We start from the raw sequence: 18,027 nt of genomic DNA, 5'->3' as shown, positions 1-18,027 counted from the left end.
ACTTATGTTTCCTTCAATCAATCCGACAACTACCAAATCCTGGGCATCATTGAAGCAACATGCTGAAGAAATGAAAAAACAGCATATGCGTGCCTTGTTCATGGAAAACAGAGAGCGCTTCAGCCAATTTTCCCTGCAATTTCAAGATATTTTATTTGACTACTCCAAGAATATAGTCACAGAAGATACGATGAAACTCCTGCTGCAACTGGCAGAAGAGTGCAACGTACCTGCTGCGGCGAAAGCGATGTTCAATGCAGAGAAGATCAATGCTACAGAGAACAGGGCTGTTCTGCACGTAGCGCTGCGTAATACTTCCGACAAACCAGTAATGCTGGACGGCAGGGATGTGATGCCTGATGTAAGAGCAGTACTGAACAAGATGGATCATATCTGCAGGCAGGTACACAGCGGCGAATGGAAAGGATATACCGGCAAACGCATTCGTTATATCGTGAATATCGGTATCGGCGGTTCGGACCTGGGACCGGTGATGGTAACAGAGGCACTGAAACCATATTGGGTAGAAGGCATTCAGCCATATTTCGTATCGAACGTGGATGGTACCCATATTGCTGAAACCCTGAAAAAAATTACGCCGGATGAAACATTGTTCCTGATAGCATCCAAAACCTTTACTACACAGGAAACAATGACCAACGCCCTTACTGCGCGCGAGTGGTTCCTTTCTCATGCCAAAGATGACCAGTTCGTTGCCAAACATTTCGTGGCATTATCTACCAACGAAAAAGCGGTAAAAGCGTTCGGAATTGATCCTAACAACATGTTCGAATTCTGGGACTGGGTTGGAGGCCGTTATTCCCTTTGGTCTGCCATCGGTTTATCGATTGCGCTGACTATCGGCTATAACAATTTTGTACAATTGCTGGAAGGCGCGCATGCCGTAGACAATCATTTTACTTCAACACCGCTCGAACAGAACATCCCGGTTATCATGGCCCTCATAGGCCTGTGGTACGGCAACTTCTTCGACACTGCTACCGAGGCTATCCTGCCATATGACCAATACATGCACCGTTTTGCTGCATATTTCCAGCAGGGAAATATGGAAAGCAACGGCAAATCTGCAGACCGTACAGGCAAGCCCGTTACCTACGAAACCGGCCCTATTGTATGGGGCGAACCTGGTACTAATGGCCAGCATGCCTTCTACCAACTGATCCACCAGGGCACAAAGCTGATCCCCTGCGATTTTATTGCACCGGCAATCAGCCATAACCCGATCGGCGATCATCACGTGAAACTGCTCTCCAACTTCTTTGCACAAACGGAAGCGTTAATGAATGGTAAAACTGCTGATGAAGTAAGGGAAGAATTAAAGAAAGCCAATACACCGGAAGGGGAAATTGAAAAACTGGTGCCTTTCAAAGTATTTACCGGCAACAGGCCAACAAATTCTTTCCTGGTTAAAAAGATCACTCCATATACCCTCGGTTCACTGATTGCTTTGTATGAGCACAAGATCTTTGTTCAGGGCGTTATCTGGAATATCTATAGCTTCGACCAGTGGGGCGTTGAACTAGGCAAACAATTAGCCAGCAAAATTCTCCCTGAACTGGAAAATGAAGCTGAAGTACTGAACCACGACGCCAGCACCAATGGCCTTATCAATGCGTGGAAGAAGATGAAAAAGGAATAGTTGTCCTTGTTAAAATAAAGCACGAAAGGATTGTAAATATATTTTTACAATCCTTTCGCGTTTTTAAATACTGTCTATTTTGTTTTCTATCACATTGCCGGTTTGAAATACAGCTTCAGGGAGATCTCTACATCCGGAAGGATATACAAGTCCGCTTCAGGGTCATTGAAACTGTTCATTCCCCATGTCAGGCGGTTCAGATTAAAACTACCTTCTGCAGCAATTTTGTCGTTCTCCGACTTTACAAGGGCCGGGATACTGATGCTATGCGTTTGCCCTATCATGGTGAAATCGCCGGTGATCAACGTATTAGCAGAAGAAGCTGCATCACTGTAATCTTCTACCTTCTTAATTACAAACTTCGCTTCAGGATGTACTGTTACATTAAAGAAGTCGTCGCTTTTCAGGTGTGTCAGCAATTGCTGCCGCTCCGCTTCGTTGGTAAGATCAAAATTGGTAATACTTGCAATCGGGATAACAAAGCTCCCTCCTGTTATTTTATTTTGCTTGTCAGTTTGCAGGTTGCCTGAAACCTTAAAAGCGCCTCTATGGAAATGAGTGGGCGCGCTGCCTTTCCATTCAACAGATGAAAGGCCTTCGTCTACGGTTGAGTTGATAGTTAACTCAGGGTCTTTGCGGGAACAGGCGCCAAGTACAACTGCTGCCAGCAGCAGGGAATAGATTTTACGGATCATGTTTAATTTATTCTGGGATTATCAAAATTTACTTTATATACATCAAGCATCGTCTGCTGCATCGCCTTCAATACTTCAACTGGCGGGGCCGGCGGGGCAGACAGTATTTCAGGAGGCTCCGCTCCTTTGGGCAATGTAAGTTCAAGCAAAGCTATCGTGTTGGCGGTTTGTTCCGGCGCGATCAGCGTCCTGAAATATCCGCCCTTGTAGCTCCTGAACTGAGCTGTTCGTGATTGTTCCATTTGTGATTTTTCGTTTTTGGTTTAACACTTTCAGGGTTAAGAAAGCGTAAAGGTGAAACGAATTTGTATCCATCACAAACAGTAGCGATATACAGCAGCTTTTATCGCTAAAAGACAGGTTTAGCCAGCCGAACGGCTTTTTCACGCAGAGGGGCTAAGGAAGTAAAGAGCGCAAAGATTATATTAAGAAAGCAAAGGGGATATAAGAAAAAGGAAAGAGAGCAAATTGTTGTATAACAGATTCTTTGCTTTTTTTCCTTTTTCTTATATCCCCTTTGCTTTCTTATTTTACTTACTAAAAATCCTTTGCGCTCTTTACTTCCTTAGCCCCTTTGCGTGAAAAAAAAACCCCTGGAAAAATCCAGGGGTTGACCAATTATTTTAAGTAAAATTTTACCATTTGTCTACTTCGTCTGAGCTATGTGAACTTGCAGAAGCAGCGATAGATGCTTCTACTGGTACGGCAACTTCAGAACGGCTTTCAGATACATCTGCATCCGCTTCGTCCTGGTCTTCCTGCACATAGTCATGGTTGTAGGCATCAAAATCGAAATCGGGCATCAACTCAGTCTTCACATAGTTGATGGTTTCTGTCAATGCGTTCAGGAACTTGTTAAAGTCTTCCTTGTACAGGAATACTTTATGCCTGTCATAGCCATTGTCATTAAAACGTTTTTTACTTTCTGTGATAGTAAGAAAGTAGTCGTTTCCCCGAGTGGTCTTTACATCAAAGAAGTATGTTCTTCTTTTACCCGCTTTCAATCGTTTAGAAAAGATGCTATCATTGTTTCTTTCCTGTTGATTGTTGTTTTCGTACGCCACAGTTGATAGATTTAAGTGTTAACGAATCAAATCCTGTTACAATAAGAGACAAATATACTATTGTTTTACAAATATCAAAATATTTTTAAATGATTTTGAAAAATCATAAAAACACTTGCATAATAAGGTAAAACAGCTCCTGTTAACCGTCTGATTTTTATGAATTTACACCTTCTTCTTCGTTTCTTTGCTGGCGTGCGTATAACTCAGAATAGTATCCATTCAATGATAATAATTCTTCATGTGTTCCTTCTTCCACTATCTTTCCTTCATCCAAAACAATGATCTTATCGAACTCGAATAAGGCGAAAATACGGTGAGTGATAATGATAGCAGTTTTACTTTGCAGATAGGCGTAAAGGTTACCAATGATCTCCTTTTCTGTTCGTGCATCAACAGCCGACAGACAGTCGTCGAATATCAGGATATTCGGGTTCTTTATCAATCCCCGCGCAATGGAAATACGCTGTTTCTGGCCGCCGCTCAATGTCACTCCTCTCTCTCCTATCTCTGTTTCAAATCCCTCATTGAACGAGAGGATATCTTTCTCCACATACGCCTGCCTAGCCGCTTGTTGCACCTTTTCTATGTCAGCGGTCGGATCGCCGAAGCGGATATTGTTGGCGATCGTATCAGAGAACAGGAACACATCCTGCGGTACGTAGCTTATCTGGTCCCTCAACCCGGTTAATGTAAGGGAACGGATGTTGTTATCATTCATCAGGATCCTGCCTTCCTGCGGATCGTACATCCTTATCAGGAGCTGGGCCAGGGTACTTTTACCTGATCCGGTTTTCCCGATCACGGCTACTTTTTGTCCCGGTTTAATATGGAGGTTGAAGTTGCTGATCGCTTTGATACCGGTATGAGGATAGGTGAAGCTGACATTTTCCAGTTTGATATCGCCAGTCAGCGGTACTGTTTCGGCGCCGGGATTATCTGTGATCTCCGGACGTATCTGTAAGAATTCGTTTATACGTTGCTGTGATGCCGCCGCACGCTGGATCATGGAAGCAACCATGCCGATGGAAAAGAAAGGGAACATAAGCATGTTCACATAGATCACGAACTCGGCGAGGTTGCCCACCGTGATATTTCCATGGATCACCTGTATGCCTCCGATAAAAATAGTCAGGATAACGCTCAATCCTATCATCAGCGCCATTATAGGCTGAAAGAGTGCGTCTGTTTTCGCCAGGCTGATGGAGCTGTCCTTATACGATTCGCTGGCATCCTCAAAATGCCTGGCGCTGGCGTCTTCCTGGATATAGGATTTAATTACCCTGATACCCGAGTAGGATTCCTGTGCAATAGAGGTGATGTTGGAAAGCTGGGCCTGGATCTTCTCACTTTTACGATGGATGATCCTGTTCACGTAGTAAATGGTTAATGCCAGGAAAGGCAATGGCGATAGCGTATACAGCGTCAGCAAAGGGTTTACCTGCAACATCAGGTATACAATGATCACGATCAAAAAAACTGTACGGCTGGCATACATAATAGCTGGCCCTACGTACATCCTTACACGGGATACATCTTCTGTGATCCTGCTCATCAGGTCGCCTGTCCGGTGCATCTTAAAGAAGTTCAGGTCCAGTTGCTGGTAATGCTGGTATATTTCATTCTTCAGATCGTACTCGATATGCCGGCTCATTACAATGAGCGTTTGCCGTTGCAGGAAAAGGAAAAAACCACTGAGCAGGGCAAATATCAGGATTGAAATGCCATAGAACGCCAGCACGCCTGTAAAATCGGATCTGAAGATCTTGTTTAAGCTGGTATGGGAAAGTATCCTGTATTCGTCGATATTATGAGAAAGAAGATCGAAGATCTGCCTCACCATGATCGGCTGAAACACACTGAAGACAATGGAGATGGCAGTAAACAGCAAACCCAGTATTAATCGCCATTTATAAGAAATGAAGTATTTATTAAGCGCGGCCAGATGTTTCACAAACGTATTCGATTTGTGGCAAAGATACGCTTTTGCAACTTCAGTTAGTTAGCAACGAACGAATCCAGTATCGTGTCCAGGACCGGGGAATATTTTTCCAGTTCGTCTGCCGGCGTCGTTAAAGTAACCACGTAGGTGATGTTATTCTTTACCAATACGCTGATCTGCCCACTCAGCCAAAGGCTTGCATCATTGTTACTGAACCGGTATTTCAGCCATTTGGCAGTAACGCCGGTAACAGGGCGTTCGCCGGTATCCAGCTTTTTGTAGTTATCAAAAATGCTTTCCATCTGCGACTCTGTGCCTTCCATATAATCATCTACCGTTACCCCTTCTTTCACTTGCTGGGAAACGATATTTACGTTGACCTGGAACAGGCTGTCGGCGCTCATGGGACCTTTCAAAAAGGTATAGTGGACGTGGCTTACAACCGTATCTGTTTTTGTCCATCCTGCCGGTGTAGCAACCGTAAAACGTCCGCTGCCCGCGTTCATGCCGGGAGCTTTGCCGGCTCTTTCAAGTACTTCTGTATTGCTTATTGCCTTGGGGGATCTGTTTGCGTTATTGCAGGCAGTGAAGCTTAACAAACAACTAATAGCTAAAACTAATTGAACTTTCATCGCACACACAAAGGGATAAATCTGTCTCTACTGAGTAGAGACAGACCTGGTATTATAATCTTTTCAATTCAGCAATGATCTTTGCTTCTGCCTCTTCTGCAGGTACGTCTTCTTTTTTGAACTTCTGGCCCGTAATCTTTTCGAACAATTCGATATAGCGTTCTGTTACGCTGTTCACGAATTCGTCGGTCATTTCCGGAACCTGCTGTCCTTCTTTACCCTGGAAGCCATTTGCCATCAGCCATTCTCTTACAAACTCCTTGCTTAACTGGCGTTGTTGTTTACCTGCTTTCTGGTTTTCTTCATAGCCATCGGCATAGAAGTAACGGGAAGAATCGGGTGTATGGATCTCGTCGATCACATAGATGGTATCGCCATTTTTACCAAACTCGTATTTTGTATCAACTAAGATCAGGCCACGTTGCGCAGCAATCTCCCTGCCTTTCTCAAACAGCGCCAGCGTGTACTTTTCCAGCTGTTCATAATCTTCTTTGCTGACAAGGCCCCGGGCAATGATCTCTTCACGGGAAATGTCTTCATCATGGCCTTCATGCGCCTTGGTAGTTGGGGTGATGATCGGCGTAGGGAAGAAATCGTTTTCTTTCAGTCCTTCCGGCATGGTTACGCCGCAAAGGGTGCGTTGGCCCGACTTGTAAGTTCTCCAGGCATGGCCTGTGAGGTTGCCACGAACAACCATTTCTACCGGGAATGTTTCGCATTTCAAACCGATAGTAACGTTTGGAAGTGGAGTAGATTTTACCCAGTTAGGAACGATATCTTTGGTTGCTTCCAGCATAATGGCCGCTACCTGGTTCAACACCTGACCTTTGTAAGGGATCGGACGCGGCAACACCACATCAAAAGCGGAGATACGGTCACTTGCTACCATCACCATCAGCCTGTCTTCAATTGTGTAAACATCTCTTACTTTTCCTTTGTAAAAGGCAGTCTGACCTGGTAATTGGAATTTTGACTCTAACATGAATAAAAAATTATTAATAATTAAAGATGAATCGCTCATTTTGAGGATGCAAAAGTAATCACGAATCAAATCATTTGTGTAAATGGGCAAATGATTTTTTTTCTTTTCAGGAGAAAGGGGCTTCAGACATCTTCCGGCTGTTATTGGCATAGGGGCGCAACAGGCTAACGATGGTCTCGTTCTCTGCATACATCGTCAGATGGGCTTTCAGGGCTTCCTCATCGCTGGTATCCACTGCCAGCGGCACATAGCCCATACCGTAGAACTTTCCTTTTTCCATCAGGATGCAGCTTCGCTCAAAGCTGTTCCTTCCTTTGTCCAGTATGGTCACCGAAGGCTGCTGTTCCTGCAGGAAGGCTATAGCCGCCCTGACCCGGCTGTTATACTCTTCCGCCAGTTCTTTATGCTCGCAGGCTCCCTTGCAGATCTCCGCTGTGATCCCCGAACAGGTTCCCTCCCCTTTTTGAAGGAAACACAGTTTAGGGCATAGCCCGAACTGCCGGATCAGGGAACGCAGCAACTGCTGCCCCTGGGCCAGCAACTGGAAACTATGAACAGGACTGGAGTACTTCCTCTTTCTCTCTATCGCCAGGCGCAAATAACCCGACTGATCTTCGAACAGGTAATACCCGTACCGGTACTCTATCCGTTTCTGGGCATAGTTAAAAGCCGGCCATAAGCGTTTGATCTCGACAGATTCCAGTATGGCCGCCATCAGCTCTGTAGCAGTTTCCTGGTACGAGATCCGGTAAATATTGCGCAGGAAGTTCTGACGCTGGCGACTGGTGCTGTGTCCTGTAAAATGGCTGTTCACTCTTTTATAGAGGTTCTTGGCCTTTCCAACGTATACTACTTTATCTTTCTGATCATGAAAATAATAGACTCCCGGCCCGGAAGGCAACAACTTCACCTGTTCCGGCGGCAGGTTGGCAGGCAGGAACTGCTCTTTAGATCCTACCTTCAGCGCCGAAGCGATAACTTTCTCTGCATCGTTGGCCAACAGGAGCCCGAAAAGCCTGGCTGTGGCCTCGGCGTCTCCTCCTGCCCGGTGCCGGTCTTTCAGCGGTACCCCCAGGTGCCGGCAAAGATTGCCCAGGCTGTAGGAAGGCAAGCCGGGAAATATCTTTCTTCCCAGCCTGACAGTACAAAGCTTCCTGGTTTGCAGATCGAAACCTGATTGGGCCAGTTGATGCTTTACAAAGGAATAGTCGAAATTCACATTATGGGCAACGAAGATCCGGTCTTTCAACAGGTCGTGGACCAGGGGGGCCACTGCCTCAAACGGGGGCGCTTCCGCCACCATTTCATTGGTGATGCCAGTTAAGGTAGTAATGTAGTATGGTATGGGTATTCCCGGGTTTACCAGGGTTTGATAATGCTGGGTTATCTCCTTTCCATCAAACAAATAAATGGCAATTTCAGTAATGCCATTCGCGCTAGCGTGACCGCCCGTGGTTTCAATATCTACAACTGCATACATGCATTACAAAGATAGGGATTGTTGTCGCTTCTCCAAACGCCTGATACCCCAGAGCGCCAGCAGCGCATACAACATGCAGAGCAGCAGCAGGTGGATAACGGACATGCTGTTATCGGCCAGGGTTCCGCCGGTTTGAACAATGGAAATGTAAACCTTCAGGAACGGCGTTGTGGGAATAAGGGAGGATAACCATTGCATATAAACCGGCAACGCCTCAAACGGCCATGCATACCCCGCGATGAGGAAAACAGGGTACGTGGAAAATACCATTAGCTGGGCGGCCATCAACTGGTTGGGAATAATAGTCCCTAACCAGACGCCCAATGGGATAAGGGTTAAAAAGAACAGGAAAAATATGAACGAAACATCGGGCACCCGCCCGCGGAACGGGATTTCCAGGATAGAATAGTTCACATTCATGAAGAACAGTGTATAGCACCCGTAAAGAAGCAGGTAAAACAACCCCTTTCCCCATAAAGTAGCGGAATAACTGCCTCCCGCCAGGGCTACCAGTCCGGGTACCTGCCTCCTCTCCTTGTCCAGCGCCACGCTTTCGGCCAATCCTATCAGGAGGGTCTGTTGCAGTATTAGCGCCAGCAGGCCCGGCAACAGGAAGGCCCCGTAGCTGGACCTTGAATTGAACACAGGCCTGTAATCTACGTTTACAGGCTGGGTTTCCTGCATAGCCATTTTCGTGTTCAACCCCTGCATCTGGTTGTATTTCAGGCGCACCCCTCCTCCCACCGTTAACGCCAGGGTAGTTAAAGCTCCCGCCAGTTCGCTGGAAGGCAGGAACCTGGCGGCGTTCACGGCTAATACAATATCTCCCTGCTGCAGCGACAGTACTTTCTGTTGTAACCCGTAAGGAATATACAGGTAGCCCTGGCAGTCGCCGTAATACATCAGTTCCTGGGCCTCCTGTAAAGAACCGGCTTTTACCACGGACGCTATCTGCATTTTATTCAGTTCCTGAACAAAAGTGCGCGACAATTCGCTCTTGTCATCATCCGCTACCGCCAGCAACACTTTCTCTTCTACCTTAAACTTATAAATACTTCCATAGAAGAAAGCATACAGCACCGGGGCTATCAGCAGGGTTAACAACAGGCTGTGGTCTTTGGTGACCAGCCTTATTTCCCTGAGGAACACCCGGATAATATTTCTGAAAGTACTAAGCATGCTTTAACATCAGTTTATTGACCTTTCGCTGCAACACAAACAAGCCTATTGGAAATGTAAGAACGGTGTAAACCAGCAGTATAGCCATTTCCTTATGTGCATACCGTAAGGGAAGCTCCATAAAGAATACCTTGAAAAAACCATCCACAAAGGGAGCAAAAGGCATGATCCAGGCGTAGAACTGGTCGTACCAGGGCATTCCCCAACGTGGAAAGGTAAACCCGCTGAAAACAAAGGCCGGCGATGTATAGAACACCCCTATATCGCAGGCTACCATCACGTCGTTTACGATAATGGAAATGGTCATACCAATGCTGATACAGGCGATAATGAGCAGGTTAAACAGGATAAACAGGGAAAACGAGCCTCCTATCTGCCCGCCTGCGAAGAATGGGTATACGATGCAAGTGGCCAGGATATAATGCAGCCAGCTTGCACCAAGGTAGGCCAGGCCCTTGCCTACCATAATATTGGAGGCGGCGCCGTTGGCCATCCGGATCAGTTCTGGCATGGTACCATCTCTCAGCTCTTCGTTGATCACGATCACAGTGGCCATAAGAATGATCATCTGCAATCCTACCGCTATCAATCCCGGCACCAGGTACTTCATATAATTATACTGGGCATTGTAAAGGAAATACGACGTAAGCCTTACCGGCTGTACCAGCGCCATGGCTTTGCCTTCGGGCATCCCGGTTTTCACCAGCTTCTGGAGGATCACTCCTGAACCGGCGGTGATCAAAACCCTGGCGGCGTCTTTATAGATCAGCTTACCGGTTACCACGCTGGCCGAGTTGGTATACAGGGTAATGCTAACGGGTGTACGGCTTTTAATGTGCTCGTCCATCCGCCGGGGGAAGTGAACCCCCGCCTGGATCTCTCCTTTCTCCATGAGGCTTCTTATTTCCTCGGCGCTGTGCACCTGCCGGGTGATATGGATGCTTTCTGTTTGCTCCAGCATAAAAGTGAATTGCCTTGATAAGGGCGACCGGGCTTCGTCCCAGACCGCCACGGGCAGGTCCCTGGCAAATTCCTTCTCATAAATAAACCCATACAGGAAGCAGATCACAGGCGGCACTATCAGCAGCACCACATAAAGCTGGGGAAGCGTAAGGATACGTTTCCACTCCCGTATCATTATATTGTATACAGACCTGATCATGGTAAAGTCATAGCAGCTGTCATCCCAGGACGCAGGCCATTAATGGAAGCCTGGTTAACAGGACGGAGTTCAACTGTAAATGTTCTCAATTCAAATTTTCCCTGGTCTTTTACCGGTACCCAGTTAGCAAAGGTCAGGGAAGGCGAAACTTTATGCACGGTTGCATCGAAACGTTCCGGATCACAACCGGGAACATCTACTTTCACCTGTTTACCCAATGGAAAGTTCTTCATATCATCCTGCCGGATGTTATAAGTGATGTGATAGGTAGCCGGTTTCTGGATAGTCATTAAGGGGTAACCTATTGCCACAATTTCTCCCTGTTCTATAACCATAGAAGAAATAATACCGTCATCCGGGGCATGGATATACGTATTGTCTGATAATGCTTTGGTGAGTTCATACGCGTGTTCGGCCTGGCGTACAATGGCAGATGCAGTAGTGATAAGTTCGGGGCGGGAACCTTGCTGCAGCATATCCATATTCAGTTTGGCGGTTTCCATTTCTTTTTTTGCCGCCTGCAGTTTGAAATATACCAGGTCTTTTTCCTGGCCGGAGATCACTTCGTCATTGAAGAGGTTCTGCATACGTTGATAGGTTTTCTGCATGAGGGCATACTGCTGTTGAGTGATGTTATAGAGATTATCAGCTGCCTTTATAGCTTCGGGTCTGGCGCCTTTTTCAAGCAACGACAGCTGCCCTTTTGCGGCATCAATGGCCGCCAAGGCCTGGTTGCGGATCGCATTGATCTCGGTCGACCGCAGTACGCCCAGCAACTGTCCTTTTTTCACTGTATCGCCCTGTTTTACCAGCAGGCTATCCAGCCGGCCGGGAAATTCTGCGGCTACATCAACATAATCAGCATCTACCATCCCGATAAGCGTGTTATCGGCCCTGGCAGGCTTCTTCACAAAAAAGAACAGCGCTATCACAAGAATGACGGCAGGAATAAGTAAAGCCCAATAATTTTTAAATACATCTTTCATGAAAAAAGCTGTTTATCTGTCAATGTATGTAGCAAATTGTTCCGGTGTCCCGATTACATTGTAGTAGTCGGCCATGGCGAGATAATAGCCCATTACCGCTGTATAGTAGATCTTTTCCATTTCCTCTTCCTGCAGAAGGGCATCATTCACATCCTTCACTGAGGAAAGCTGGTTCTGCATGCGGTCTGTTACCAGTATGGTTGTAGTGCGGGCCTGTTGACGGGCGCTGTCTAACGACGCCACATCATTTTGCAGGGCCTTCATTTTATTCTGCGATACTTTCAGCCGTAACTCCAATGTTGTTTTGGTGTTTTCCGCAGCCATCCTCGCTTCTTCTACCAGCAACCGGGTAGCTTTGGTCCGTTTGTATTTCTGGAAGCCGTCGAAAATATTCCATTGCATCTCTACTCCTATCAACCAGGGTGGGATGGTTACCGGCAGGTCTTTCTGGTAAAGGTTCAAGCTACCGATAGCAAAGATGTTGGGCAGGGACAGGGAACGGGAGGCTTTTACAGCAACATTGGCCAGGTCGGTTTTATTGCTCACAAGCCTGTAGGTCGGGTTATGTTCCAGCAGTTGTACATTGCTGCCGTTTTCTACCGGGTGCGGTTCATAGGTGAGGGTATCGGTAATAACGAGCGGCGTTTCGATAGGCTGCCCCAGTAACTGGTTCAGTTCAAGAATGGCGTTCTGTTTTTCCAGTTCCAGGTTATTATATCGGTTCGTGGCCTGCACGTAAGCAACCCTCGCCCAGTTTAAGAGGTATGGAGGAAGAATCTGGTTATCTTTTAACGATGTAGCATAATCGCGGTTTTTCCTGAACGCCTCTACGATCACAGCTTCATGCGACAGGATGGTGTTCAGGTACATGATGCGCAGGTACTGTGCGCTGATGGCGAAATACAATCCCTTCTCCACTACTTCCTGGTTGATCTGCCCTGCCGCTACCTGTGTTTTAGCCAGTTGCTGGGCGGTATTGATCTTGCCTCCAAGATAGATGGGCTGCCTTAACGCCAGTGCTGCGGTAAAATAAGATTGCTTAGCCAGTTCGGGGTTGTAATCAGGGTAGAAAGTATTGATGATCCCTTTGGTGCCATTGTAGATCGCATCCTGCACATTTTGTGGCAATGGTTGCCCGGTGATCTGCTGGAATACAGCATTGGCGGTGTTCACGCTCTGGGATGCAGATCCGTTCAATACCCCGTCTTTCACCTGTTGCAGGTTTATTTTAAGCGGTTTGCCCAGGTAGTTATAACCTGCCAGCAGATCCAGGTTGGGATAGTAAGCCCGGTTTTCGGCCTGTAACGAATATTCTCTTGCCTGCAATGATTTCTGGGCCTGTTGAACTAAGGTATTGTTTTGTTTTGCAAGTTGATAGCAATCTTTTAGAGTCAGCTTTTTACCATTGTCCTGCCCCCGGGCTGGTATGGCCAGGTGTAAGGATATAATAAATAACAAATATCTCATACGTATTCATTTCGTCAGAAGGTGCTAAAGGCATTAACACACCCAAACAATCTTTCATGAATAATGTTTGAAGTATTTGAAAAAATTTGCACACAATATAATAATAAATCCCTTATCCTGAAATTCCTTATATTTATTTCTGTCTGTAAATAGTACACCATTAACTGTAAATCATCCATTTTGGCGTAGGGCAGGAAGCATGATATTTGTGATGTATCCGTAAATGAACAAACACTAGCAAATCTTGTTAAAATATAGTCCTGAAGCGGATTTCAAGGAATTTAACGCTATTGATCACTTTTAAAACAACTACTATTATGGCGAAGCAACAATGGGTATTAGACCCTAGTCACAGTGAACTTGGATTCAAGATCCGTCACCTGATGATCACGAATGTAAGTGGTAAGTTCAATGACTTTACTGTTGATGCGGAAACGGAAGGAGAAGATTTTATGACTGCAAAAGTGAAGGTAGCGATCGACGTTGATTCGATCAATACGGGCAGCGCCGACAGGGATAAACACCTGCGATCACCTGAGTTCTTTGATGTGAATGCTTACCGCAACATCACTTTTGTTGCAACCAGGTACGAAAGCGTGGATGGCGATGGCTCCTATGAACTGTACGGCGATCTGACCATCCGGGATGTTACGAAAAACATCAAGCTGGATATAGAATTCGGCGGCGTGGTAAAAGATCCCTGGGGCAATACCAAAGCAGGATTCACCATTAACGGGAAGATCAACAGAAAAGATTTTGGTCTTACATGGAATGCGGCAACAGAAACCGGCGGCGTAATGGTTGGCGACGAAGTGAAGATCAACGGTGAAGTGCAACTGATTAAGAAATAAGAAATGCACGAATGGCGGGCATTTCTGTCATTCGTGCCTGTTAAAAGGATTGATATGGATAAGATAACAGGGCTGCATCATATAACAGCAATATCTGGAAATGCGAAAAAGAACTTTGATTTTTATACCCGTGTACTAGGTTTAAGATTTGTAAAGAAAACGGTCAACTTTGATGATCCTCTTACCTATCACTTTTATTACGGCGATGAGCAAGGCACTCCGGGCACCATTCTTACATTTTTTCCATGGGAAGATATAATGGCCGGAAGACGAGGCACACACATGGTTACAGAGATAGGCTATGCCATACCTGAAGGCAGCATTGATTTCTGGATCAAAAGATTTGAAAAGGAAAATATTTTATACAACAAGCCGGCATCCAAATTCGGGGAAGTGTACCTTACCTTCCTGGATCCCGATGGTTTAAAAGTAGAGCTGACTGTTCCTGAATACCCGGATTCAAGGGATCCGTGGGTGACTGAGGAAGTGGGAGAAGAAAATGCAACAAGAGGTTTCCATCATGCTACGTTAACGCTGGAGGATATTCAGGCAACGGCAGATATCCTTGTTTCAGTTTTCGATTACAAACTGGTAAAGAACCATGTGAACCGGTACCGGTTTGCCAGTCCGGCCGGCGATACAGCCAACTTCATTGACCTTGTTGAAGCAAAAGGCGAAGCAAGAGGGCATGTGGCCGGGGGCAGCGTGCATCATATTGCATTCCGCATGAAAGATGACGCCATGCAACAACACTACCGGCAGCTGCTGGAAGACCGGGGATTGCATCCTACACCGCAACTGGACCGTAAATACTTCCGCTCTGTATATTTCAGGGAACCGGGAGGCGTATTGTTCGAACTGGCTACGGACGAACCTGGGTTCACAGTGGATGAACCGCTGGATCAGTTAGGCAAGCATCTGATGCTGCCGCCACAGTATGAACCAAGACGCAGCGAGATTGAGCAGAAATTGATAAAACTGGATTGAAATGGATTTTAAACCGATGAAATATATTTACCAGGCTAATGGTAACGATGCCGGGTACACGCTGCTGCTTTTACATGGTACAGGCGGCGACGAACAGGATATGTTACCGTTGGCCGGTGAACTGGGAACGAAGTACAATATACTGAGCTTAAGAGGAAACGTAAGCGAACATGGCATGCCGAGGTTTTTCCGTCGTTTAGCCATGGGCGTGTTCGATGAAGAAGATGTACATTTCAGGACACATGAAATGGTGCATTTCCTGAAACAACTGGCGGAAAAAGAAGGATTCGATATCAATAAACTGATCGCCGTCGGTTACTCGAATGGCGCCAACATTGCCGGGGCGGTACTGATATTGTACCCCGAGCTGCTGGCAGGCGCTATCCTGTTCAGGCCTATGCAACCGCTGAGCGGGTTGGAAGACAGTTTCGAAACTACCCGTCAGCAACCTGTTTTTATGAGTTCAGGAACGCATGACGGAACAGTGAATCCCGCCGCCACAACAGCGTATGTTGCGCTGTTAAGTGCAAACGGTTTTAAGGTAAGCAATTTTGATATCCCTACAGGCCACAACCTCGTACAACAGGATATTACTTTGGCAGCACAATGGCTGAAGGATAATTTTTAGCAAAATATACATGGACCAGGAAATAAAAGTAACGCTCGGCGGGCTACCGTACCAGGCCACTATTGATACACGAGGACACAGATGGCTGGCCGATGAACCAGAAGAAGTGGGAGGCGGAGATACAGGACCGGCGCCGGGCGAATTGCTCCTCAGCGGTTTGGGCGCCTGTACCGCGATCACGGTTAAGATGTACGCCGACCGGAAGAAGTGGCCGTTGGAAAGCATTGAAATCGACCTGCGCTATAACAGCGCCGCCAAACCAGACCCGCTGACTACCGTTATTGATCTTGAAATTCATTTCAACGGGAACCTGGATGAGGAACAGAAAGAACGGCTGATGCAGATTGCCAAAGCCTGTCCCGTTCATAAAGTATTGAGTAATCCCATTATCATGAATTCTAAATCGGTTTAAGATGAAAGATATTACTAAACATTATACAAACGGGGAAGTGACCATCGTGTGGAAGCCTAATGTATGCGTACATTCGGAAGTTTGCTTCCATGGCCTTCCCGAGGTGTTCAATCCGCATGTCAAGCCCTGGATCAATGCATCCGGCGCTGATACCCAACGGATAGTGGACCAGGTTAAAAGATGCCCTTCCGGGGCGCTGACCTACTTTATGAACAAGGATGTAGCAGCCGCCCAGGGCGTGGAACCGGAAATAGCGGCAGAAAGCATCGTAGAGCCGCTGCCTAATGGCCCGCTGCTGGTCTATGGCAACATCGTAGTGCGGGATGCCAATGGGAATGAAGTACACAAAAACAAGGTAACCGCTTTTTGCCGTTGCGGCGGTTCATCCAACAAACCATATTGCGACGGCACGCATACAAAGATCAATTTCACAGACAAATCCTGACGAGATATATGGAAGCACTTACAATACACAACAACGTTGACCAGCACCGGTTCGAGACCGAAGTGGAAGGACAGAAAGCATTTATTGTTTACTCCCTTTTCCAGGGCGGTATCGCCTATATTCATACAGAGGTTCCGCCGGCCCTGGAAGGCCGGGGAATTGCAAGCCAGCTGGCAAAATATGTACTGGACTATGCCAGGGAAAACCACCTCCGGGTGAAACCGCTCTGCCCTTACGTTCACGCATATATGAAACGGCATCCGGAATATAACGATCTGCTTTAACATACCAGGATCTATATCCAAAGTAATGTTCACCTGGATATTAACCGGTGAACATTACTTTTTGGATATAAATCTTTTTACAAACAACTATTATGGAAGTACTTAAATTCCTTCAACAACCCTGGCACTGGTCTGTATCCGGTTTGCTGATAGGGTTAACCGTCCCTCTCCTGCTCCTCCTTGGCAACAAGGCATTTGGCATCTCTTCTTCTCTCCGCCACATCTGTGCGGCCTGTATCCCTGCCAATATACCTTTCTTTAAATACGACTGGAAAAAGCAGGCCTGGAATCTCTTTTTTGTAGCCGGGATTTCCATCGGCGGATTTATTGCTGCGCAGTTCCTGCAGGAGGGCAATGACATCGTTGTTGCAACGGCCACGAAGGAAAGACTGGCCGGTTATGGCATATCGGACTACCAGCACCTGTTGCCGCCTGAAATATTCAGCTGGTCAGAGCTGCTTACCTGGAAAGGCTTGTTCTTCTTTATCATCGGCGGGTTTATGGTAGGCTTTGGAACCAGGTATGCGGGAGGCTGCACTTCGGGGCATTCCATCATGGGGCTGTCTAACCTGCAATGGCCATCGCTGATCGCTACCTGCTGCTTTATGATAGGCGGTTTCTTTTCTGCCAATATCATTATCCCTTTACTGTTTAAAATATTTCAATCATGAAGAACATAAAATTCCTTGTGGCGGGTGTTTTCTTTGGCATTGTGCTGGTGAAAGCCCAGGTAATAAGCTGGTTCAGGATACAGGAAATGTTCCAGCTCACTTCCTTTCATATGTATGGCGTAATTGGTACTGCGGTAGTCACCGGTATCATTTCCATCCAACTGATCAAAAAATTCAAAATAAAGACCTTTAGCGGTGATCCCATCTTTGTTGAACCTAAAAAATTTGACAAGGGACAGATCATCGGGGGATTGATATTCGGCCTTGGATGGGCTATCACAGGCGCCTGCCCTGGTCCCCTGTTTGCACAGATAGGAAGCGGCTTTACAGTGGTTGCCATCACGTTGCTCAGTGCCATTGCCGGTACCTGGGTTTATGGTTTATTATCTTCCCGCCTGCCTCATTAAAATCGAGTAGGAAGTGAGGGATTATTTCCCTCACTGTCCTCTCACACCACCGTACGTACCGGTCTGGTATACGGCGGTTTGTTAGAATAATTT

General features: G+C 46.5%; 20 protein-coding genes. 9 read left to right on the top strand and 11 right to left on the bottom strand.

The genetic code is table 11. The features are described 5' to 3' along the window. Window positions 1-4: 4 nt before the first annotated feature. On the top strand, window positions 5-1,660 hold the full coding sequence (gene pgi / locus BLV62_RS09150; RefSeq protein ID WP_089760911.1) for a glucose-6-phosphate isomerase: 1,656 nt from the start codon (window positions 5-7) through the stop codon (window positions 1,658-1,660). Window positions 1,661-1,749: 89 nt separating this feature from the next. Here pgi and BLV62_RS09145 read toward each other — a convergent pair whose 3' ends face one another. From BLV62_RS09145 to BLV62_RS09095, 11 genes are all read right to left on the bottom strand, one after another. Next, entirely contained in the window at window positions 1,750-2,355 is a 606-nt protein-coding gene (locus BLV62_RS09145) for a YceI family protein (protein WP_089760909.1), read from the bottom strand. Window positions 2,356-2,357: 2 nt separating this feature from the next. Next, complete coding sequence (locus BLV62_RS09140; RefSeq protein WP_089760906.1) at window positions 2,358-2,597, bottom strand: hypothetical protein; 240 nt, start codon at window positions 2,595-2,597, stop codon at window positions 2,358-2,360. 393 nt (window positions 2,598-2,990) lie between these two features. Beyond that, a complete protein-coding gene (locus tag BLV62_RS09135) occupies window positions 2,991-3,419 on the bottom strand; it encodes a DUF3276 family protein (RefSeq protein ID WP_089760904.1) in 429 nt (142 codons plus the stop codon). Window positions 3,420-3,576: 157 nt separating this feature from the next. Further along, window positions 3,577-5,373, bottom strand: a complete 1,797-nt coding sequence (locus BLV62_RS09130) for an ABC transporter ATP-binding protein (RefSeq protein ID WP_089760903.1) — start codon at window positions 5,371-5,373, stop codon at window positions 3,577-3,579. A 44-nt stretch (window positions 5,374-5,417) separates the two neighbouring features. Then, window positions 5,418-5,993, bottom strand: coding sequence for a DcrB-related protein (locus tag BLV62_RS09125; protein WP_089760901.1), 576 nt, complete (start codon window positions 5,991-5,993; stop codon window positions 5,418-5,420). 52 nt (window positions 5,994-6,045) lie between these two features. Continuing rightward, entirely contained in the window at window positions 6,046-6,975 is a 930-nt protein-coding gene (locus tag BLV62_RS09120) for a phosphoribosylaminoimidazolesuccinocarboxamide synthase (RefSeq protein WP_089761269.1), read from the bottom strand. Window positions 6,976-7,081: 106 nt separating this feature from the next. Continuing rightward, a complete protein-coding gene (locus tag BLV62_RS09115; protein WP_089760899.1) occupies window positions 7,082-8,455 on the bottom strand; it encodes an exonuclease domain-containing protein in 1,374 nt (457 codons plus the stop codon). 3 nt (window positions 8,456-8,458) lie between these two features. Next, a complete protein-coding gene (locus BLV62_RS09110) occupies window positions 8,459-9,634 on the bottom strand; it encodes an ABC transporter permease (RefSeq protein WP_089760897.1) in 1,176 nt (391 codons plus the stop codon). Continuing rightward, the gene (locus tag BLV62_RS09105; RefSeq protein WP_089760895.1) at window positions 9,627-10,796 is read right to left on the bottom strand and encodes an ABC transporter permease; all 1,170 of its coding nucleotides are present in this window, start codon (window positions 10,794-10,796) and stop codon (window positions 9,627-9,629) included. The genes BLV62_RS09110 and BLV62_RS09105 overlap by 8 nt, the downstream gene beginning before the upstream one ends. Then, window positions 10,793-11,782, bottom strand: coding sequence for an HlyD family secretion protein (locus BLV62_RS09100; protein WP_089760893.1), 990 nt, complete (start codon window positions 11,780-11,782; stop codon window positions 10,793-10,795). Before BLV62_RS09100 ends, BLV62_RS09105 begins: the two co-directional genes overlap by 4 nt. Window positions 11,783-11,794: 12 nt before the next feature. Then, window positions 11,795-13,249: a TolC family protein gene (locus BLV62_RS09095; RefSeq protein ID WP_089760892.1), complete on the bottom strand. Its 1,455-nt coding sequence runs from the start codon at window positions 13,247-13,249 to the stop codon at window positions 11,795-11,797. Window positions 13,250-13,566: 317 nt separating this feature from the next. Between BLV62_RS09095 and BLV62_RS09090 the strand changes: the two genes are divergently transcribed. From BLV62_RS09090 to BLV62_RS09055, 8 genes are all read left to right on the top strand, one after another. Further along, window positions 13,567-14,100, top strand: a complete 534-nt coding sequence (locus BLV62_RS09090) for a YceI family protein (protein ID WP_089760890.1) — start codon at window positions 13,567-13,569, stop codon at window positions 14,098-14,100. Between the two features lie 54 nt (window positions 14,101-14,154). Further along, window positions 14,155-15,087: a ring-cleaving dioxygenase gene (locus BLV62_RS09085; RefSeq protein ID WP_089760888.1), complete on the top strand. Its 933-nt coding sequence runs from the start codon at window positions 14,155-14,157 to the stop codon at window positions 15,085-15,087. A gap of 1 nt (window position 15,088) precedes the next feature. Beyond that, window positions 15,089-15,715 (top strand): alpha/beta hydrolase, encoded by a 627-nt coding sequence (locus tag BLV62_RS09080; protein WP_089760886.1) that lies wholly within the window; start codon window positions 15,089-15,091, stop codon window positions 15,713-15,715. A gap of 10 nt (window positions 15,716-15,725) precedes the next feature. Beyond that, a complete protein-coding gene (locus tag BLV62_RS09075; RefSeq protein ID WP_089760883.1) occupies window positions 15,726-16,127 on the top strand; it encodes an OsmC family protein in 402 nt (133 codons plus the stop codon). Between the two features lies 1 nt (window position 16,128). Continuing rightward, window positions 16,129-16,572: a (4Fe-4S)-binding protein gene (locus BLV62_RS09070; RefSeq protein ID WP_089760881.1), complete on the top strand. Its 444-nt coding sequence runs from the start codon at window positions 16,129-16,131 to the stop codon at window positions 16,570-16,572. A gap of 8 nt (window positions 16,573-16,580) precedes the next feature. Then, window positions 16,581-16,856, top strand: a complete 276-nt coding sequence (locus BLV62_RS09065) for a GNAT family N-acetyltransferase (RefSeq protein WP_089760878.1) — start codon at window positions 16,581-16,583, stop codon at window positions 16,854-16,856. A gap of 92 nt (window positions 16,857-16,948) precedes the next feature. Then, on the top strand, window positions 16,949-17,527 hold the full coding sequence (locus BLV62_RS09060) for a YeeE/YedE family protein (RefSeq protein ID WP_089760876.1): 579 nt from the start codon (window positions 16,949-16,951) through the stop codon (window positions 17,525-17,527). Continuing rightward, window positions 17,524-17,934, top strand: a complete 411-nt coding sequence (locus BLV62_RS09055; RefSeq protein WP_089760874.1) for a DUF6691 family protein — start codon at window positions 17,524-17,526, stop codon at window positions 17,932-17,934. The genes BLV62_RS09060 and BLV62_RS09055 overlap by 4 nt, the downstream gene beginning before the upstream one ends. The last annotated feature ends 93 nt before the right edge of the window (window positions 17,935-18,027 follow it).

The organism is Chitinophaga terrae (ex Kim and Jung 2007) (assembly GCF_900107795.1).
Lineage (GTDB): Bacteria > Bacteroidota > Bacteroidia > Chitinophagales > Chitinophagaceae > Chitinophaga > Chitinophaga terrae.
Note: the sequence above shows the minus strand (reverse complement) of the source record. Positions and strands in the feature narration are given on the sequence as shown.

What these genes read in the sequence shown, in the direction of transcription:
- BLV62_RS09100 (WP_089760893.1), bottom strand. Translation starts at nt 11,782, where the DNA reads ATGAAAGATGTATTTAAAAATTATTGGGCTTTACTTATTCCTGCCGTC.
- BLV62_RS09115 (WP_089760899.1), bottom strand. Translation starts at nt 8,455, where the DNA reads ATGTATGCAGTTGTAGATATTGAAACCACGGGCGGTCACGCTAGCGCG.
- BLV62_RS09075 (WP_089760883.1), top strand. Translation starts at nt 15,726, where the DNA reads ATGGACCAGGAAATAAAAGTAACGCTCGGCGGGCTACCGTACCAGGCC.
- pgi (WP_089760911.1), top strand. Translation starts at nt 5, where the DNA reads ATGTTTCCTTCAATCAATCCGACAACTACCAAATCCTGGGCATCATTG.
- BLV62_RS09070 (WP_089760881.1), top strand. Translation starts at nt 16,129, where the DNA reads ATGAAAGATATTACTAAACATTATACAAACGGGGAAGTGACCATCGTG.
- BLV62_RS09125 (WP_089760901.1), bottom strand. Translation starts at nt 5,993, where the DNA reads ATGAAAGTTCAATTAGTTTTAGCTATTAGTTGTTTGTTAAGCTTCACT.
- BLV62_RS09105 (WP_089760895.1), bottom strand. Translation starts at nt 10,796, where the DNA reads ATGATCAGGTCTGTATACAATATAATGATACGGGAGTGGAAACGTATC.
- BLV62_RS09080 (WP_089760886.1), top strand. Translation starts at nt 15,089, where the DNA reads ATGGATTTTAAACCGATGAAATATATTTACCAGGCTAATGGTAACGAT.
- BLV62_RS09120 (WP_089761269.1), bottom strand. Translation starts at nt 6,975, where the DNA reads ATGTTAGAGTCAAAATTCCAATTACCAGGTCAGACTGCCTTTTACAAA.
- BLV62_RS09140 (WP_089760906.1), bottom strand. Translation starts at nt 2,597, where the DNA reads ATGGAACAATCACGAACAGCTCAGTTCAGGAGCTACAAGGGCGGATAT.
- BLV62_RS09055 (WP_089760874.1), top strand. Translation starts at nt 17,524, where the DNA reads ATGAAGAACATAAAATTCCTTGTGGCGGGTGTTTTCTTTGGCATTGTG.
- BLV62_RS09060 (WP_089760876.1), top strand. Translation starts at nt 16,949, where the DNA reads ATGGAAGTACTTAAATTCCTTCAACAACCCTGGCACTGGTCTGTATCC.
- BLV62_RS09095 (WP_089760892.1), bottom strand. Translation starts at nt 13,249, where the DNA reads ATGAGATATTTGTTATTTATTATATCCTTACACCTGGCCATACCAGCC.
- BLV62_RS09090 (WP_089760890.1), top strand. Translation starts at nt 13,567, where the DNA reads ATGGCGAAGCAACAATGGGTATTAGACCCTAGTCACAGTGAACTTGGA.
- BLV62_RS09110 (WP_089760897.1), bottom strand. Translation starts at nt 9,634, where the DNA reads ATGCTTAGTACTTTCAGAAATATTATCCGGGTGTTCCTCAGGGAAATA.
- BLV62_RS09085 (WP_089760888.1), top strand. Translation starts at nt 14,155, where the DNA reads ATGGATAAGATAACAGGGCTGCATCATATAACAGCAATATCTGGAAAT.
- BLV62_RS09145 (WP_089760909.1), bottom strand. Translation starts at nt 2,355, where the DNA reads ATGATCCGTAAAATCTATTCCCTGCTGCTGGCAGCAGTTGTACTTGGC.
- BLV62_RS09065 (WP_089760878.1), top strand. Translation starts at nt 16,581, where the DNA reads ATGGAAGCACTTACAATACACAACAACGTTGACCAGCACCGGTTCGAG.